This is a genomic window from Streptomyces sp. NBC_01341 (assembly GCF_035946055.1).
GTDB lineage: Bacteria > Actinomycetota > Actinomycetes > Streptomycetales > Streptomycetaceae > Streptomyces.
In genome coordinates this window covers 1,198,873-1,215,353 of the sequence record NZ_CP108364.1, presented here as the reverse complement: position 1 = coordinate 1,215,353, position 16,481 = coordinate 1,198,873, and the positions used below count along the sequence as shown (strand labels likewise).

The 16,481-nt window shown below is 71.4% G+C and carries 16 protein-coding genes; 8 read left to right on the top strand and 8 right to left on the bottom strand.

The annotated features are described in order from the left end of the window. Positions 1 to 67 precede the first annotated feature (67 nt). Entirely contained in the window at positions 68 to 649 is a 582-nt protein-coding gene (locus tag OG206_RS05415) for a TMEM165/GDT1 family protein (protein ID WP_327112759.1), read from the bottom strand. A gap of 317 nt (positions 650 to 966) precedes the next feature. Between OG206_RS05415 and OG206_RS05410 the strand changes: the two genes are divergently transcribed. Beyond that, positions 967 to 1,368 (top strand): (2Fe-2S) ferredoxin domain-containing protein, encoded by a 402-nt coding sequence (locus tag OG206_RS05410; RefSeq protein ID WP_327112757.1) that lies wholly within the window; start codon positions 967 to 969, stop codon positions 1,366 to 1,368. Positions 1,369 to 1,418: 50 nt separating this feature from the next. Here the strand turns inward: OG206_RS05410 and OG206_RS05405 are convergent, their stop codons facing one another. Beyond that, the gene (locus OG206_RS05405) at positions 1,419 to 2,153 is read right to left on the bottom strand and encodes an SIR2 family NAD-dependent protein deacylase (protein WP_327112755.1); all 735 of its coding nucleotides are present in this window, start codon (positions 2,151 to 2,153) and stop codon (positions 1,419 to 1,421) included. A gap of 76 nt (positions 2,154 to 2,229) precedes the next feature. On the opposite strand from OG206_RS05405, the gene OG206_RS05400 reads away from it, so the two are divergent. After that, positions 2,230 to 2,430 (top strand): type II toxin-antitoxin system VapB family antitoxin, encoded by a 201-nt coding sequence (locus OG206_RS05400; protein ID WP_327112753.1) that lies wholly within the window; start codon positions 2,230 to 2,232, stop codon positions 2,428 to 2,430. A gap of 77 nt (positions 2,431 to 2,507) precedes the next feature. Here OG206_RS05400 and OG206_RS05395 read toward each other — a convergent pair whose 3' ends face one another. Further along, positions 2,508 to 3,002: an NUDIX hydrolase gene (locus OG206_RS05395; RefSeq protein ID WP_327112751.1), complete on the bottom strand. Its 495-nt coding sequence runs from the start codon at positions 3,000 to 3,002 to the stop codon at positions 2,508 to 2,510. A gap of 131 nt (positions 3,003 to 3,133) precedes the next feature. Between OG206_RS05395 and OG206_RS05390 the strand changes: the two genes are divergently transcribed. Beyond that, positions 3,134 to 4,249 carry a glycerate kinase gene (locus tag OG206_RS05390; protein ID WP_327122192.1) on the top strand — a complete coding sequence of 372 codons (1,116 nt, stop codon included), beginning with the start codon at positions 3,134 to 3,136 and terminating at the stop codon, positions 4,247 to 4,249. A gap of 37 nt (positions 4,250 to 4,286) precedes the next feature. Here OG206_RS05390 and OG206_RS05385 read toward each other — a convergent pair whose 3' ends face one another. Then, positions 4,287 to 5,042 (bottom strand): helix-turn-helix domain-containing protein, encoded by a 756-nt coding sequence (locus OG206_RS05385; protein ID WP_327112749.1) that lies wholly within the window; start codon positions 5,040 to 5,042, stop codon positions 4,287 to 4,289. Positions 5,043 to 5,225: 183 nt separating this feature from the next. Here OG206_RS05385 and OG206_RS05380 point away from each other — a divergent pair, with 183 nt between their 5' ends. Genes OG206_RS05380 through OG206_RS05360 form a run of 5 tightly spaced genes read left to right on the top strand, consistent with a single transcriptional unit; the run spans position 5,226 to position 10,056 of the window. Continuing rightward, complete coding sequence (locus OG206_RS05380) at positions 5,226 to 6,023, top strand: ABC transporter ATP-binding protein (RefSeq protein WP_327112747.1); 798 nt, start codon at positions 5,226 to 5,228, stop codon at positions 6,021 to 6,023. Next, entirely contained in the window at positions 6,011 to 6,796 is a 786-nt protein-coding gene (locus OG206_RS05375; RefSeq protein WP_327112745.1) for an ABC transporter ATP-binding protein, read from the top strand. The genes OG206_RS05380 and OG206_RS05375 overlap by 13 nt, the downstream gene beginning before the upstream one ends. Next, complete coding sequence (locus OG206_RS05370; protein WP_327112743.1) at positions 6,793 to 7,683, top strand: branched-chain amino acid ABC transporter permease; 891 nt, start codon at positions 6,793 to 6,795, stop codon at positions 7,681 to 7,683. Before OG206_RS05375 ends, OG206_RS05370 begins: the two co-directional genes overlap by 4 nt. Next, positions 7,676 to 8,806, top strand: coding sequence for a branched-chain amino acid ABC transporter permease (locus OG206_RS05365; protein WP_442805803.1), 1,131 nt, complete (start codon positions 7,676 to 7,678; stop codon positions 8,804 to 8,806). Before OG206_RS05370 ends, OG206_RS05365 begins: the two co-directional genes overlap by 8 nt. Beyond that, the gene (locus OG206_RS05360; RefSeq protein WP_327112741.1) at positions 8,803 to 10,056 is read left to right on the top strand and encodes an ABC transporter substrate-binding protein; all 1,254 of its coding nucleotides are present in this window, start codon (positions 8,803 to 8,805) and stop codon (positions 10,054 to 10,056) included. Before OG206_RS05365 ends, OG206_RS05360 begins: the two co-directional genes overlap by 4 nt. A gap of 54 nt (positions 10,057 to 10,110) precedes the next feature. Here OG206_RS05360 and OG206_RS05355 read toward each other — a convergent pair whose 3' ends face one another. From OG206_RS05355 to OG206_RS05340, 4 genes are all read right to left on the bottom strand, one after another. Beyond that, positions 10,111 to 12,468: a discoidin domain-containing protein gene (locus OG206_RS05355; protein ID WP_327112739.1), complete on the bottom strand. Its 2,358-nt coding sequence runs from the start codon at positions 12,466 to 12,468 to the stop codon at positions 10,111 to 10,113. A gap of 233 nt (positions 12,469 to 12,701) precedes the next feature. Beyond that, a complete protein-coding gene (locus OG206_RS05350; protein WP_327112737.1) occupies positions 12,702 to 14,837 on the bottom strand; it encodes a SpoIIE family protein phosphatase in 2,136 nt (711 codons plus the stop codon). A gap of 153 nt (positions 14,838 to 14,990) precedes the next feature. Beyond that, positions 14,991 to 15,842 (bottom strand): CDP-diacylglycerol--serine O-phosphatidyltransferase, encoded by an 852-nt coding sequence (pssA, locus tag OG206_RS05345; RefSeq protein ID WP_442805802.1) that lies wholly within the window; start codon positions 15,840 to 15,842, stop codon positions 14,991 to 14,993. After that, positions 15,829 to 16,476: a phosphatidylserine decarboxylase gene (locus tag OG206_RS05340; protein ID WP_327112735.1), complete on the bottom strand. Its 648-nt coding sequence runs from the start codon at positions 16,474 to 16,476 to the stop codon at positions 15,829 to 15,831. The genes pssA and OG206_RS05340 overlap by 14 nt, the downstream gene beginning before the upstream one ends. Between the last annotated feature and the right edge of the window lie 5 nt (positions 16,477 to 16,481).

The window sequence follows — 16,481 nt, the reverse complement described above, 5'->3', positions numbered from 1 at the left end:
GGGCGGGCGCCGCGGCACGGGTGGCCCCAGGAGCCGCCGCCCGCGCCGACGGTGCCGCTCAGCCCGCTCAGCCCGCGAAGATCTCGACCACCGACCAGATCGCCAGCCCGAGCATGCACACACCGCCGATGCGCTGCACCGTCTTCAGCGGGACCCGCTTGGCGATGAAACGGCCGGCCAGCAGCGCCAGCGCGGACACCGACATGAGCGCGGCTGCCGAGCCGATGGCCGTGGACCAGGCCCCGTTGCTCGCGGCGAGGTTCGCCGTCGTGATCTGTGTCAGGTCGCCCCACTCACTGATGAACACCGCCATGAAGGCCGTCGAGTAGACGGGCCAGAAGCCGGTGACCGTCTTGACCTCCTCGTCCTCGTCGTCGTCACCGCTGCCGCGCAGCAGCATGAAGGCGCCGAAGGCGAAGAGGACCGCCGAGACGAGCTTGACGATCCAGTCGGGGAGCATGCCGATCAGCCCGCCCGCGCCGACCGCGATGGCGACGTGGACGATGAAGGCGGACGAGGTGCCGAACCACACGTAGAGCGGACGCATGCGCGTGCCCATGGCCAGCGACGCGAACATCGTCTTGTCGGGGAGCTCCGCGAGGAAGATCAGCCCGAAGGCGGTGAGGATCGCCAGGAGGTCGAGATGCATTCCGGGTGGCTTTCTGTGAGAGCCGGGCCCCGGGTCTTTCCGCGAAGTGCCGTACGGGCTTTTCGGAGGACCACTCGGCCCGGCATGACCGCAGCGCCCGCAGGGCGCGGGCGTGTCATACCTGACCGAAGGTCTCGCCCACCCGTAAGCATCTACGAGCCCGGCCACCGGGAACCCGAAGGCTCCAGTGTGTCGACGACCGGTTTGCGGGGCTACTCCCCTTCGCAGCCGTCAACACTACCCCACACGCGCTGCGGGGCAGCCGGCCGGTACAGTCCTGCGGTGATCATCGCCGCAGACCGCCGGAGCGTCCCCGCATGAGCCGCCGTCCCCGTGAGCCCGCCGGTACGGGGCCGTCGAGACCCACCGTGAGCGTGTGCCGCGGCTGCTGCTGCGGCACGGCGAAGATCCCCGGTGTGGACCACGCCGGTCAGCTCGCGCGGCTGCGTCAGGGCGTCGGCGGCGCCGCCACCGTGCGTGCGGTGGAGTGCCTGGACGCCTGCGAGCACGGCAACGTGATCGTGGTGCAGCCCTCGGCCGAGGGCCGGCGGGCGGGTGGCCGCCCGGTCTGGCTCGGGCTGGTCAACGACCCTCACGCCGTCGCCGACATCGCCGCCTGGGCGGGCGCCGGCGGGCCCGGCGTCGCGGAGGCGCCGGAGATCCTCGACCTGTACGCGTTCAGCCCGTCGCGCCGGATCCGGGCGGGTCTGGACGGCTGAGCCGGGCCGCGGCGCGCCCGGGCCGGACGGGTTGTCCTCCGCAACCCGTCTCAGCGCGCACCGTGCTGCGCCGACAGGCGTTCGAGCAGAGCGGGCAGGGCCGTCCCGATGGGCTCGCGCACGATCTCCTCTGCCAGCTCGTCGTACGGCGTCGGCTCCGCGTTCACCACGACGAGCCGCGCCCCGTGTTCCACCGCGATCCCCGCCAGCGAGGCCGCGGGCTGCACCTGGATCGTCGTGCCCACCGCGATGAACACCTGGCTCGCCCTGGCGATCGCCGTCGCGTCCGCGAGCACCTGGGGGTCGAGGCGTTCGCCGAACATCACCGTCGCCGACTTCAGGATCCCGCCGCAGACCGTGCACGGCGGATCGGCCTCGCCCGCCTCGACCCGGACCAGGGCGGCCGCCATGGGCGACCTGGCGTGGCAGCGCGTGCAGACCACCTGGTGTGCCGTGCCGTGGAGTTCGACGACCTTGCGGGCGGGGAGGCCGGCCCGCTGGTGGAGACCGTCGACGTTCTGGGTGATCACCCGGACCGGGGTGCCCGAGCGTTCGAGCGCGGCCACGGCGCGGTGTGCCGCGTTCGGCTCGGCGCCCAGGGCCGCGCCCGCACGGCGCATCCGCCAGGAACGGCGGCGGATCTCCGGGTCGGACATGTAGGGGGCATAGGTGACGAGCTTCTCCGCCTCCGGGTCCTGCCGCCAGAGGCCCCGCGGCCCGCGGTAGTCGGGAATGCCGGAGTCCGTGGAGATGCCGGCGCCGCTGAGGATCGCGACGAGAGTCATGGCCCGAGCGTACGCATCACCCCGGGTACCCGCGATCACATTATTCCGGTGCAGCGCCGCTGCTGCATTGCCCCTCATGGCCAAGGTGACCGTAAGTCTCGACGCGGAACTCGTCGTGGAAGCGATGGTGCTCGCCGGCGTCGGCAGCGCCCGGGACGCGGTCGAACTCGTCGTGCGCGACTACATCGCGCGCGGGCACCGGACCGAGGCCCGGATCGCCGCCCGCGACGACGCGCTGCGCGAGACCGCGCAGCGGCCGCAGGAGCCGCAGGGCTGACCGCGCGGCTCCCGGCGCGGTGGTCACCCCACTGTCCGGCCGTGCCGTCGGTGCCCCGCGCGGCCGGCCCGCCGCCCTCAGTCCATGACCGGTACGCCGTCCTCCAGTTCGGCCGCCCCGGTGCCGTTGTCGAGCACCTCCAGGGCGGCGAGGACACGCTGCAGGAGCCGGTCGGGCAGGAAGCGGGGAAGCGCGCCGCGGTCCACGAGGCGCCAGGAGAGCAGTTCGGCCTCCTGGAGTTCGATCGCGTCGAACCGCTCCCTGCTGAGGACGCCGCCGTCGTACAGGTAGGCGACGATCGGGGGACGGTCGGCGCCCCGTGCCCAGTCGACCGCGAGGAGCCGCCCCGGCGCGATGTCGAGACCGATCTCCTCCGCCGTCTCCCGCCGCGCCGCCTGCCGCGGCGTCTCGCCCTCGTCCGACTCGACCGTCCCGCCCGGCAGCGCCCACCCCTCCCGGTAGTTCGGCTCGACGAGCAGAAGCCGTCCCTCCTCGTCCCTGAAGAGGGACGCGGCCCCGGCGAGCACGCGGGGCAGGCCGGCGATGTACGTGGCGTAGTCCGAGAGAGTCACAGGGGCAGCGTAGGGGCCCGGCCGGTGGTTCTGGACAGGTATGGGCAGATCAGGGGTGGTGCGGATAAGGTCGGAGCGGCGCGACTGCCTGTTCGAATGCAAAGGGATACATGGTGACGGACGGAGCAGCGATGGAGACCGCCCACGTGCTCGTGGCGGCGGACAAGTTCAAGGGCTCGCTCACGGCCGTACAGGTCGCCGAGCGGGTGACGGCCGGACTGCGGCACGTCGTTCCCGGCGTGCGGGTGGAGACATTGCCCGTCGCGGACGGCGGCGACGGTACGGTCGCGGCGGCCGTGGCCGCCGGTTTCGAGCGCCGCGAGGCGCGGGTCACCGGGCCGCTGGGGACCCCGGTCACCGCGGCGTACGCGGTGCGCGACACCACGGCCGTGGTGGAGATGGCCGAGGCCTCGGGCCTCCAGCACCTCCCCGAGGGAGAGTTCGCCCCGCTCACGGCGACGACGTACGGCTCGGGCGAACTCCTGGCCGCGGCGCTCGACGCGGGCGCCAGCACGATCGTGTTCGGCGTCGGCGGCAGCGCCACGACCGACGGCGGCGCGGGCATGCTCGCCGCGCTCGGAGCGCGCTTCCTGGACAAGGACGGCGAACCCGTCGGCCCGGGTGGCGGCGGACTCGCGGAACTCGCCGAGGCCGACCTGTCGGGCCTCGATCCCCGGCTCGCCGGAATCGACCTGATCCTGGCCAGCGACGTGGACAACCCGCTGACCGGCCCGAAGGGCGCCCCCGAGGTCTACGGGCGGCAGAAGGGCGCCACCGAGGACGACATCGCGGTCCTCGACGCGGCACTGGCCCACTACGCGTCCGTCCTGGGACCCGAGCACGCCGGACTGCCCGGCGCCGGCGCCGCGGGAGGCATCGGCTACGGCGCGCTCGTCGCGCTCGGCGCCCGGTTCCGGCCGGGCATCGAGGTCATGCTCGACGTCCTCGGCTTCGCCCCCGCACTGGCGAAGGCCACACTCGTCGTCACCGGGGAGGGCTCCCTGGACGAGCAGACCCTCCACGGCAAGGCACCGGCGGGCGTCGCTGCGGCGGCACGCGCGGCCGGTGTGGAGGTCGTCGCCGTATGCGGACGCCTCGTCCTGCCGCAGGAAGCCCTCGACGGAGCCGGTATCCGGCGGGCCTACCCCCTGACGGACCTGGAGCCCGACCCGGCCGTCTGCATGGCGCAGGCCGGTCCCCTGCTGGAACGCGCGGCCCAGGCGATCGCCCGCGACTTCCTGTCCTGACGCGACGGCGTGAGGGGAGCCCCTTCCCGGGCTCCCCTCACGGCTGCGGCACCGTCAGCGTGAAGGCGTCGAGCGCCAGCGTCATCTCGGTCAGTTCGCGCGGGCGCGACAGCGACCGGGAGGTCAGGCGCTCCAGCCTGCGCAGGCGGTTGAGCACGGTGTTGCGGTGGCAGTACAGCCGCCCGGCCGCCCGGCCCGCGGAACCCCCGCACTCCAGCCACGCCTCCAGGGTCCCCACCAGCAGGGCCCGGTCCGCCGGGTCCAGCGCCAGCAGCGGTCCGAAGACACCGGTGAGAAGCCGGTCCGACAGCTCCGGCTGGCTCACCACCAGCGCCGCGGGCAGCCGCTCCTCCAGCCGTACGATCCCCGTCGTGCCCGGCGGACACGTCGCCAGGGCCACCTCGGCCAGCCGGCGCGCGGTGCCCAGTCCGGCCAGGCCGTCCGCCACCGGCCCGATCCCCCCGGGCCCCGGGCACCACCGCCCCAGACGCGTGGCGAGCCCCGCCATGTCCCCGTCGCCCAGGGAGACGACGGCGATCTCGCGTTCCCCCCGCCTCCGCCACAGGACCCGCAGGCCCTGCACGTCCGGCCGGGTTCCCGGAGCCGCGCCGCCGCCCGCCGGGAACACCGCCACGGCGTAACGCCCCGACTCCGGCAGGCGGAGAGCGGTCGCCGCCCGTGCCGCGAGGCCCGGCTCCGGCCGGCCCTCCAGCAGGGCGTCGAGCAGCGCCCGGCCTCGCTCGTCACCGCGCCGCCCCATGTCCTCGCTCCGTCCCGCGGCCGAGCCGCTCATGGCTGGTGAGGATGCCACCGGCCGCGCGGCGGGCGGCAGTCCTCCGCCTCCCTCTGTGCGCGTGCACAACGGGGCCGTTCCTTCACTGGTCAGCCGCAGCGGAAGCGCCCGGGACCGTGGACGCGCGGCGCGCCCGCTGCTGGTCTGTGGCACCACGACGACCAGTCGGAAGGAGGAGGACGCATGGCAACGCTCGAGATCCGCGAACTGTCCGTGGGCTACGGCCCGGTACGGGCACTGCGCGACGTCTCCGTCGACGTGCCGGCCGGCGCGATCACCGCTGTACTCGGTGGCAACGGCGCCGGCAAGACCACGCTGCTGCGGGCCGTGTCGCGGACCCTCGGCTTCCACCGCGGGACGGGCACGGGCACCATCCGCTTCGACGGCCGCCCCCTGGAAGGGCTCCGCCCCGCCCAGGTGGTGGCGGCGGGAGTGGTCCAGGTACCGGAGGGCCGGCAGGTGTTCGCCCGGATGACGGTGGCCGACAATCTGCGGGCGGGCGCGCTCGGGGCGAGCGGCGGGCGACGGACGACGGCCGCGGCCCTGAAGCGCGTGCACGAACTGTTCCCCGTGCTGGCCGAGCGCGCGCACCAGCGGGCCGGGCTGCTGTCCGGCGGTGAGCAGCAGATGCTGGCGATGGGCCGCGCCCTGATGGCCGGGCCCCGGCTGCTGCTGCTCGACGAGCCGTCCCTCGGCCTCGCCCCGCTGATGGCGGCGAGGATCGCCGAGACGGTCCAGGAGATCAACGCGGGCGGAACCTCCGTCATGCTCGTCGAGCAGAACGCGGCCATCGCGCTGCGCCTCGCCTCCACCGCCTACGTCCTGGACGTCGGCGAGGTCGCGCTGAGCGGGCCGGCCGGCGAACTCGCCGCCTCCGACGAGGTACGCCGCCGCTACCTCGGCGTCGTCGACGAGACGGCAGCCGAGGACGCCGCGCAGGCGGTGGACACCACCCGCGTCCTGAGCAGGTGGTCCGCGTGACGACCGCCCCGGCCCCGCTCACCGTGCGGGACGTGACCGTGCGCTTCGCCGGGCTCACCGCCCTCGACGCGGTGTCCTTCACCGTCGAACCGGGCAGTGTGCACGCCGTCATCGGACCCAACGGCGCGGGCAAGTCCACCACCTTCAACGTGCTGTCGGGCGTCTACCGTGCCACCTCGGGCAGCGTGCACCTGGGCGCGACCGAACTCACCGGCCTCGCACCGCACAGGATCGCCGGACTCGGCGTCGCCCGTACCTTCCAGAACATTGCCCTCCCTCCGCACGCCACCGTCGCCGACAGCCTCATGCTCGGCCGGCACCGGCTCACCCGGGCGGGCTTCCTGGCGACCGGGCTGCGGCTGCCCTCCGCGACCCGTGAGGCGCACCGGCACCTCGAACGGGTGCGGGAGATCGCCGGGTTCATCGGCCTGGACAAGGAACTCGACCGCCCCGCCGGGGCCCTTCCGTACGGCAAGCAGAAGCTCGTCGAGCTCGGTCGCGCCCTGTGCATGGAACCCGAGGTCCTGCTCCTGGACGAGCCGATCGCCGGCATGACCGCGGACGAGAGGCGCCGTACCGCGGCCGTCGTCGCGGGTGTACGCGACAGCCTCGGCATCTCGATCGTCATGGTCGAACACGACATGGGGGTGGTGATGCGGCTCGCGGACGCGGTGACCGTACTCGACTTCGGACGCAGGATCGCGGGGGGCACGCCCGCCGAGGTGCAGAACGACCCGGCCGTCGTGCAGGCCTACCTGGGGGCACAGGAATGACCACGTTCATCGAACTCCTCCTCGGCGGCCTGTCCATCGGCTCGGTGTACGCCTTGATCGCCCTGGGCTTCGTCGTCATCTTCAAGGCGACCGAGGTCGTCAACTTCGCCCACGCCTCCCTGCTGCTGGCGGGCGGCTACGTCACCGCCGTCCTCCACGACGACATCGGGTTCTGGCCCGCGCTCGGCGTCGGGATCGCGGGCGCCGCGGTCGTCGGGTCGGCCGTCGAGTTCTTCGTGATGCGCCGCTACCGGGGGAGCGACCAGAGCGTCCTGGCGATCGTCACCATCGGCGTCGACATCCTCCTCACCACGGAACTCACCCGGCGCATGGGGACGGACGTCATGGCGCTGGGCGACCCCTGGGGCGACGACGTGGTCACCATCGGCGGTGTCACCCTCGCCGAGACCCGCATCGCGGCCTTCCTCGTCGCGGGGCTGCTCATCACGGTGTTCCTGCTGGCCTTCCGCTTCACCACCTGGGGCGTCTCCATGCGGGCCGCGGCCGAGAACCCGCAGACGGCCGCGCTGATGGGCATCCGGCTCGGCCGGGTCTCCCTCTCCGCCTGGGCGGTGGCAGGCGCGCTCGCCGCCGTCGCCGCGCTCTTCCTCACGGTGTTCCCGACACCCGGCCTCGAACGGGCCACCTCGCTCGCCGCGCTCAAGGCGTTCCCCGCCGCGATCCTCGGGGGCCTCGACTCGACGACCGGGGCCCTCGTCGGGGGGCTTGTCGTCGGAGTCACCGAATCACTCGCCACCGGTTACCAGAGCGACCTCTCCTTCCTCGGCCGCGGCATCGGCGATCTCGCCCCGTACCTCGTGATGGTGGTCGTCCTGCTCGTCCGGCCGGCGGGACTCTTCGGTACGAAGGAGCTGTCCCGTGTCTGAAGCCACCAAGGACGTCACCGCACCCGCCCCGGCGGGCGCAGCGACACCTGTGACGGGCGCCCCGCTCGCGGGGCGGCTGCGCCGGCCCGCCCCCTACCTCTGGCTCGCCGGCTCGGTCGTGCTCCTCCTGGTCCCGTTCTACCTGGACCGATTCTGGCTCCAGGCCGGACTGTTCGCCATGGCCGCCGCGATCGGGGCGATCGGTCTCAACCTGCTGACCGGCTCCACCGGACAACTCTCCATGGGGCACGCCTTCTTCCTCGCGGTGGGCGCCTACGGCTACTGCATCCTCGCGGGCGAGAGCAGTAAGGAGAACGGGCACGTCCTCACCGGACTGGGGCTTCCCACCTGGCTGGCGGCGATCCTCGCCGTACTCCTGGCGGGGGCGGCCGGCGGCCTCTTCAGCCCCATCGCGGGGCGCCTCAGCGGCGCCTACCTCGGTATCGCCACCCTCGCGCTGATCTTCATAGGCCAGCACGTGCTCTTCAACGCGGACTCGCTCACCGGCGGGTTCAACGGCCGCCCCGTGCCGCCGCTGTCCCTGTTCGGGTTCACCTTCGACGACGCCGAGGTGGTCGTGGCGGCGGTGCCCTTCCAGTCCTCGGAGAAGCTCTGGTACCTCGGTCTGGCCGCGCTGCTCGCCGGCGGGCTCTTCGCCCGCGGGGTGCTCCGCGGCCGGCCCGGCCGGGCACTGAACGCCATCAGGGACCACCGGATCGCCGCCGGCGTGATGGGCGTCCCGGTGGCGCGCTACCGGGCCGGTGTCTTCGTCCTGTCCTCCATGTACGCGGGCCTCGCGGGCGTCCTGCTCGCGCTGGTCTTCCAGCGGACCGTGCCGGAGTACTTCGGCATGATCCTGTCCCTCGAATACCTCGCCATGATCGTCATCGGCGGGCTCGGCAGCGTCGCGGGAGCCGTCATCGGCGCCGCGTTCGTGTCGCTGCTCCCTCAAGTGCTCACCCACTACAGCGACTCCCTGCCCCTGGTGTCCGCCCCAGGTACGGGCGGAATCGCACCGGGTGAGGCGTCCCGCTATCTGTACGGCGCCGCGGTCGTCGCGGTCGTCCTGTTCCTGCCCGGCGGCATTGCGCGTCTGAAGAATCCAGGGGAGAAGAAGAAATGAAGCTACGTGTTGTCGGAGCCGTCGTCGCGGCTCTCACCCTCACTCTCGCGGGATGCAGCGAGAAGGCGAAGTCGTCGGACGGCGAAGCCGCGGACAAGGGCGGTGTGAAGACCGGGGAAGGGGTCACCGACTCGAAGATCACCCTCGGTGCCCTCACCGACATGACCGGGGTGTACGCCTCGCTCGGGAAGAGCGTCACCCAGGCCCAGCAGCTCTGGGTGAAGGAGACCAACAAGGCCGGCGGTATCTGTGAACGGCAGATCGAGCTGACCGTGCGCGACCACGGGTACGACCCGCAGAAGGCGATCGGCGCCTACACCGAGCTGGAACCGAACGTGCTGGGCTTCACCCAGTTCATCGGCTCCCCGTTCGTCGCCGCCGTCGAGTCGCGGATCGACGGCCAGGACAAGGGCATCGTGCTCCCGCAGGCATGGTCGGCGAATCTGGTCGGGTCGAAGTACATCCGCGTCATCGGCGCCACGTACGACGTCGAGACGATCAACCTGATCGACTTCCTGCTGTCCGAGAAGCGCATCGCCAAGGGCGACAAGATCGGCCACGTGTATTTCGAGGGCGACTACGGCGAGAACGCCCTGGCCGGCTCCAAGCACGCGGCGAAGGAGGCGGGCCTCACCGTCGTCGAGCAGAAGATCAAACCGACGGACAACGACATGACCGCCCAGGTCTCCGCGCTCAAGCAGGCCGGCGTGAAGGCGATCGTGATCAGCGCCGGACCGCGCCAGGCCGCCTCGCTGGTCGGTGTCGCCGCGGCCACCGGGTTCGACGTACCGGTCGTGGGCAACAACTCGGCGTACGCCCCGCAGCTCCTGGCGACCCAGGCGGGTGCCGCGCTGCAGAAGGACTACTACATCGGCTCCTCCACCCTGCCCATCGGTGACACGGGGGCAGGCCCGGCCAAGCTCGCCAAGGCGTACGCCGCGTCGTACCCGAAGGACGGTCTCGACAACGGCGTCATCGCGGGGTACAACGCCGCGTCCGTCTTCGGAGAGGCGCTGAAGAAGGCCTGCGAGTCCAAGGACCTCACCCGCGAGGGTGTCGACAAGGCCCTGCTCACCATCAAGGGCTTCGGCGCCGACTTCGGCATCTCGCACGACTTCACCGACCCGTCGGCGCCGTCCACCCGGGAGACCGTCGTCATGAAGCCCGACGCCAAGACGCCCGGTGGTCTCAAGGTGGTCCGCCCGGCCGAGGTGTCCGCGGCGGCCGAGTCCTTCGCGCCCGCGTCCTGACCTCCCCGCACAGCGACGGGCCCGGCCTCCTCGGCCGGGCCCGTCCGTGTGCGGTCAGGAGGTGTAGGCCTCCAGTTCGGACAGCTGACCGGCGGGCCAGCCCGTGTTCGCGGTGAACGTGAGGCGCAGGTACCGGACCGGTGTTCCGGTGAGGGACACCGTCGCGGTGTTGCCGCTGGACGGGTTGAAGGTGTAGCCCGCGGACGCCTTCAACGAGCTGTACGTGGAGTTGTCGGTGCTGCCCGTGACGCCGATGGTCTGTGTGCGCGTCGCCCAGGCGGAGGCCGGGGGCAGCTTCAGGACCAGTCGCTTGACTGCCTTGGCGGCACCGAGATCAACGGTGACGGACTGCGGGAACGCGTTGTTGGCGCTTTCCCAGTAGCTGTTGGCGTTGCCGTCGACCGCGTTGCCGGCGCCGTACACGTCGGCGTGGCTGGTCTCGGTGATCGGCCGTCCCTGGGCGAGGTTGCCCGTCTCCTCGGGCGGGTCGGTCGGGTCCGTGGGGTCGGTCGGGTCCGTGGGGTTGCCGCCCCCGGGTACCCCGCCGTTGGTCCACACCGGATCGGGCCAGACACCCGTGCAGGCGGGCGGGTTGGCGTACCAGCCCGAGTTGCCTGTGCCCTGGGTGATCTGGAAGCCGCTGCCGACACAGTTGTGGATCGGGTTGGACTGGGCGATGTGGGTGGCGACGACCTTGTTGAAGGACGCCGTGCCCGGAGCCTGGATCTGGAGGGCGTAGGTACCGGCGCCGTCGATCTTGATGTTGTCGAAGTGCAGTCCGTTGCTGGCGCCCTCGATCAGGTGGATCGCGGCGTAGGAGCTGTCCAGGACCTCGCTGTCGGTGATGTTGACGGTGGCGTTGTTGATCGGCTCGTTGAGTCCGCTGAACCAGATCGCGCCGACGCCGAAGCGCCAGTTGTAGTCGTTGTTCCCGGTGCGGATCAGGGTGTTGCGGGCCGCGGTGTGCGTACCCGAAACAGCTGTTCCCTGGCCCGAGTTGACGCCCGGGTACCGGTTCGCGATGTGCAGACCGCCACCGTTGGTGATGGTGTCCGACATGACGTTGTCGGAGATCGTGATGTCCCTGCCGCCGTACGTGACGATGTTGTTCGCGAGGATCGGCAGGATCACGGTGTTGAACGTGAACTTGTTCTTCACGTTCGGGACGTTCTCCGCCCACATCGCCAGACCGTCGTCGCCCGTGTTGCGGACGAAGGTGTTGGTCACCGTGGAGTTCGTGACGCCGTAGTGGAAGTTCACGCCGTCGGCGGTCTGGTCCAGGATCCTGCTGTTCTTGATGGTGAAGTTGTCCATCGGGCCGTCCATCCAGGCGCCGCACTTGGTGTGCTGCATCCAGACGTTGTCGACGACCGAGTTGGACATGGCCCCGCCGATGGCGTTGACCTGGTCGTTGTCCTCGCGCTCACGGATGTCTCCGATGATGGCGAAGTCCTTGAGACCGACGTTGCTGCTGCCGCCCTGGGCCGAGTACTTCCCGTAGACCCCGACCGCCTTGCTTCGGTCCGTGGGGTGACGACCGGTCAGCACGCTGTACCAGGGGCCCGCGCCGCGCAGGGTCACCTTGTCCACGATGATGTGGTCCTGGACCTTGAAGGTGCCCTGCGGGATGTACACCTCCTTGCCCTGGGTGCGGCCCGCGTCGACCGCCGCCTGGATCTTCGCCGTGGAGTCCGCGGCGCCCGTCGGGTCGGCGCCGAAGTCGCTCACCACGTCCAGCGCGCCGGAGGGCCTGCCGACCGGTGCCGCGACCTGCTCGAAGTCCGCCAGGTCGATGGTGAACGACGGCGAGGCGGCGGTGGAGGTGACCTGGAGCCTGACCTTCGTGCCCGCGGCCAGGGTCGACCCGAACATGGTCCGGGTCTCGTCGTAGAAGTGGTGCGGGTTGGTGTCGCCCGGGTTGTTGTTGAAGGGGTAACCCCCGTAGTACCAGCCGTACTTCGACGTCACCGGCACGCTCTTGAGGGAGGAGCCGTTGACCCGCAGGTCGAGGGAGGCGTCCCGGCCCGTCCCCGCCGCGTTGTCCGGCAGCGAATAGCGGAACGTCATCGCGTTCGCCGGTGCGGTGAGCGTGAACTCGACGTACTCGCCCGTGGCGTCGAGCGTGACGGCCTGGCGGCCCGACGCCTCGGACGGCAGCGTGCCGTACAGGCGGTTCGGGCCGATCAGGGCACCGTTGGTGGCGGCGTACTCGGCCTCCTGCTCCTTGAACGGGACGGAGGCGCCCCGGCCGGATATCCCTACGGGGGACGGGGCGGGAACGGCTGCGGCCTGGGCGGGGGGAGCGCCGGCCAGCACGACCGCTGCGGCGGTGCCCGCAGCGGCGAGTGCCACGGACAGAGAGGCGGAGAGGGAGCGTCTGAACAGACGCGGTCCTGGGAGTGGTGGGGTCACGTGTGGGACGTCCTTGCGGCTCGAGGGGCTCTTCGGACGCCCCACAGGCTAGGAGAGTGGGAGTAAAGAAGTCCACGGTGCTGCGCAAGATTTCGTCTTCATCGCTCAAATAAGTGACTCATGTGCGGGAATACCGAGCGATGACAACGGGCATCCCTCATCGAGGTGTCCAGGACAGGCCCCGCGGAAGCCACCCCCGCCGAACCTCGACGAGCCACAGGGAGGAACCGCCGTCAGCCGTCCGGCCGCAGGGCGTTGATGAGCAGCAGGGCGATGTCGTCGGTGCCCGGCGTGGCTCCCCGTGCGTACCGTACGAGCGCGTCGGCGACCGACTCCATGTCCTGGTCCAGGGCCAGGGCGAAGTGCTCGGCCAGATCCTCGGTGGCCTCGTCGAGGTCCGTGCCCGGCGCCTCCACGAGCCCGTCGGTGAACAGGGCGAGGGCCGTACCCAGCGGGAGAGGCACCTCCGCCACGGGATAGCGGGCCGCCGGGTCGATGCCGAGCAGAAGGCCGGGCGGCAGGCGCAGCGCTTCGGTCTGGCCGTCCGGCTGCCGCAGCAGTGGCGGCGGATGACCGGCGGTGGCCAGTACCGCGCGCCGCCCGGCCAGGTCGAGATGGATGTAGAGGCAACTGGTGAACAGACCTGGGTCGAGGTCCGTGAGCAGCCGGTTGGTGCGTGCCAGTACCTCGTCGGGCGGCGCACCCGCCGAGGCGTGCACGGCGGTGCGGACCTGCCCCATCAGTGCGGCGGCGTTCTCGTTGTGCCCCTGTACGTCGCCGATCGCCGCGGCCACGGTGTTCTCGTCGAGCCGGATCAGGTCGTAGAAGTCCCCGCCGATTCCCATGCCGCGGGTGGACGGGAGGTAGCGGGCCGCGACGTCCAGCCCCGGGACTTCGGGGAGGGTCTGCGGCAGGAGGTGGGCCTGCAGGCTGTGCGCCAGCCGGTCCTTGGCGTCGTAGAGGCGTGCCCTGTCGAGAGCCTGGGCCACCAGCCCGGCGATCGAGGTCAGCAAGGCACGTTCCTCGTCCCCGAAGAAGTGGGGCCGGTCGTACGCGAGGACCAGCGACCCGATGGGCCGCCCGGAGACCACCAGCGGAAGGAAGGCGCAGGCGGCGACGGCGTGGCGCAGATCCGCGGAAGGATAGGCGCGCCGCAGCTCGTCGAAGCTCGCGTAGAAGTCGGGGCTGCCCGTCGTCAGCACGTGCGCCGCCGGTGTCCGCGAGGTGAGCGGTGCACCGTCGAAGCGGTCCATGAGCGCCGGCCGGCTGCCCCGGCTGCCCTCCACCCGCAGCCGGCCCTCCGCCGACGTCATCACCACGAGGGTCTGGATCCGGAAGGCGGGTATCAGCTGGTCGCAGGCCAGCTCGATCACGTCCTTGGTGGCGACCGCCTCGGTGAGGGTCGCTGCCAGATGCATCAGGTGGTACAGCGCGCCGGCCCGGCTGGGGGCGGCCGAGATCGGGGGCAGCGGAGGTGCCGGATCATCCGTGGGCCCCGGCTCCGTGGCGGGGATGATCCGGACGCTGATGCCGGTGTCGTCCGGGAAGAGGTGAAACGTCAGCCACCGGTCCGGGGGCCGCAGCACGGTGAAGGACGTCTGCTGACGGCCGATGACGGCAGCCCGGTAGTGGTCTTCGACGGCCGGAATGTCCAGCCAGGGGAGCGACACCCAGGGGAGGGTCCCCAGCAGGTCCTCGGCCGGGGCCCCCAGCAGGGCCGAGGCGGCGTCGTTGACGTAGGTGATCGAACCGTCCATGGCCAGCGCGCAGCTCCCTCCGGGCAGCCGGGTGACGAACTCCGAGGCCGCCCTGGCCTCGGCCGGTCCGGGCGGCACCGGTTCCGGCCGGGGCAGCACCCGCGGCTGGGCGCCGGGAAGGACCGGGGTGCCTGTGCTCTCGGCCTGCTGCAGGAGCATGCCGATGGAGTGGGAGCCCGCGAGGACGGCGCGGCGCTCCTGGGACGACAGCTCCGGTGAGTGGGAGCCGGGCCACAGCAGGACCACTCCACCCCGGTCAGCGGCGCCGGTTCGGACGGGGGCGGCGCAGAGCGTGAAACGGTACGGCAGGACGAGAGCGGTACGCGGATAGCGTCGGGCGAGCTCCTCCTGGCTGCCCAGCCAGATCAGACAGCGCTGGCGCACGGCGTCGGCCACCGGCATGGGTGCGGACAGCGGGACCCTGGTCCACAGGGTGGCGAGCTGAGCCGGTACCCCGGCCAGCACCGTCAGGTGCAGTGTCGTGCCGTTCCCCGGCAGCAGGTACAGCATGGCCACGGAGGCGCCGGCGTCGCGCACCAGACGGGCCACGGCGCTGTCCAGCAGCTCCGTAACCGAACCGGTGGCGGCGACAGGGGTCGGGTGGTCCTGCACGTTCTCCAGCGTCCCCCGGCGGAGGCGGCCCCGCACCCGCTGCCCCGTGGAGCGCGTGCGGACCGTGAGCCGGCGCGCCCGGTTGTGGCCCGGGTACGCGAAAGGGCCCGGATGCCGGGGAGCATCCGGGCCCCTTCACAGGGTCACAGGAGGTTACGGGAGCTGAGCCGCCCGTGACTCACGCCTGTTGTCACGGAAGGTGTTCACCCGCCGCGCCGTGGCGAAGAGCGGGATCACCGCCCCCAGGACGACCTGGAGCGCACAGCCGGTCTGCAGGAGCAGCTGGCCACCCGGTGCGTCGAACGCCCAGGCGGCGAGGAGCCCCATCGCGGACACGATCCAGCTCAGCATGGCCACCGCGAGGACACCCCGCGGCTTCGGGTACTCGACCCGGCTGACCATCAGCCACGCCACTCCGACAATGGCGAGCAGCGTCGGCACGAAGGGCAGCTCCAGGAGCACGATCGAGACGACCGTGAGCGCTCCGAAGGGGCTCGGCATGCCCTGGAACATGCCGTCCTTCAAGGTCACACAGGAGAATCTGGCGAGCCTGAGCACCACGGCCAGCAGCACCACGATCGCCGCGAGCGCCGACACACGCTGGTGCGCGTCGTCGGCGACCATGCCGTACACCAGCACGAAGTACGCCGGTGCGAGGCCGAAGCTGATCAGGTCGGAGAGGTTGTCCAGCTCCGCACCCATCGGCGAGGACCGCAGCTTGCGCGCCACGAGCCCGTCGAAGAGGTCGAACACCGCCGCCATGAGCATGAGGATCACGGCGGTGGCGGCGGAGTGCCGGGCCATGCCCGACTCGTCACTGCCGGTGAGGTGCGGGATGAGGATCCCCGTGGTGGTGAAGTACACCGCCATGAAGCCGCACGTGGCGTTACCGAGTGTGAGGGTGTCCGCTATCGACAGCCGCATCGAGAGCGGCATGTCCTCGGCATCGTCCTCCTCGGCCTCCGGCACCCAGCCGGCTTGCGTCTCAGGATCAACTACGGTCAATTCGAGTCACCCCCGCGGTCGTGGCCTGGCCGACCTCGACCGCGACCTCGACACCTTCCGGAAGGTAGATGTCGACGCGCGAGCCGAAGCGGATCAGACCGATGCGTTCGCCCTGCTCCACCTTCGTACCCTGCGGGATGTAGGGGACGATGCGACGGGCGACCGCTCCCGCGATCTGCACCATCTCGATGTCGCCGAGCTCGGTGTCGAAGTGCCAGACAACGCGTTCGTTGTTCTCGCTCTCCTTGTTGAACGCCGGAACGAACCCGCCCGGGATGTGTTCGACCGAGGTCACGGTGCCGGCCAGGGGGGCCCGGTTGACGTGAACATTCAGCGGGCTCATGAAGATCGCGACGCGGGTGCGCCCGTCCTTCCACGGCATGATGCTCTGCACCACGCCGTCGGCCGGCGAGATGACGCGGCCCTGGGTGATCTCGCGCTCGGGGTCGCGGAAGAACCACAGCATGCCCGCCGCGAGCGCGGTGGTGGGCACGGCCACGGCCGCCCAGCGTCCGGACCGGCGGGCCCGGACGAGGCTGAGCGCCGCGGTTGCGACGGTCGGGAGGAGCCACGGCGATGCTCCGCGGGCAAGGCGGACCCCGCCGCGGGATGCAGAGTTCTGACTGTCGGGCATGGATG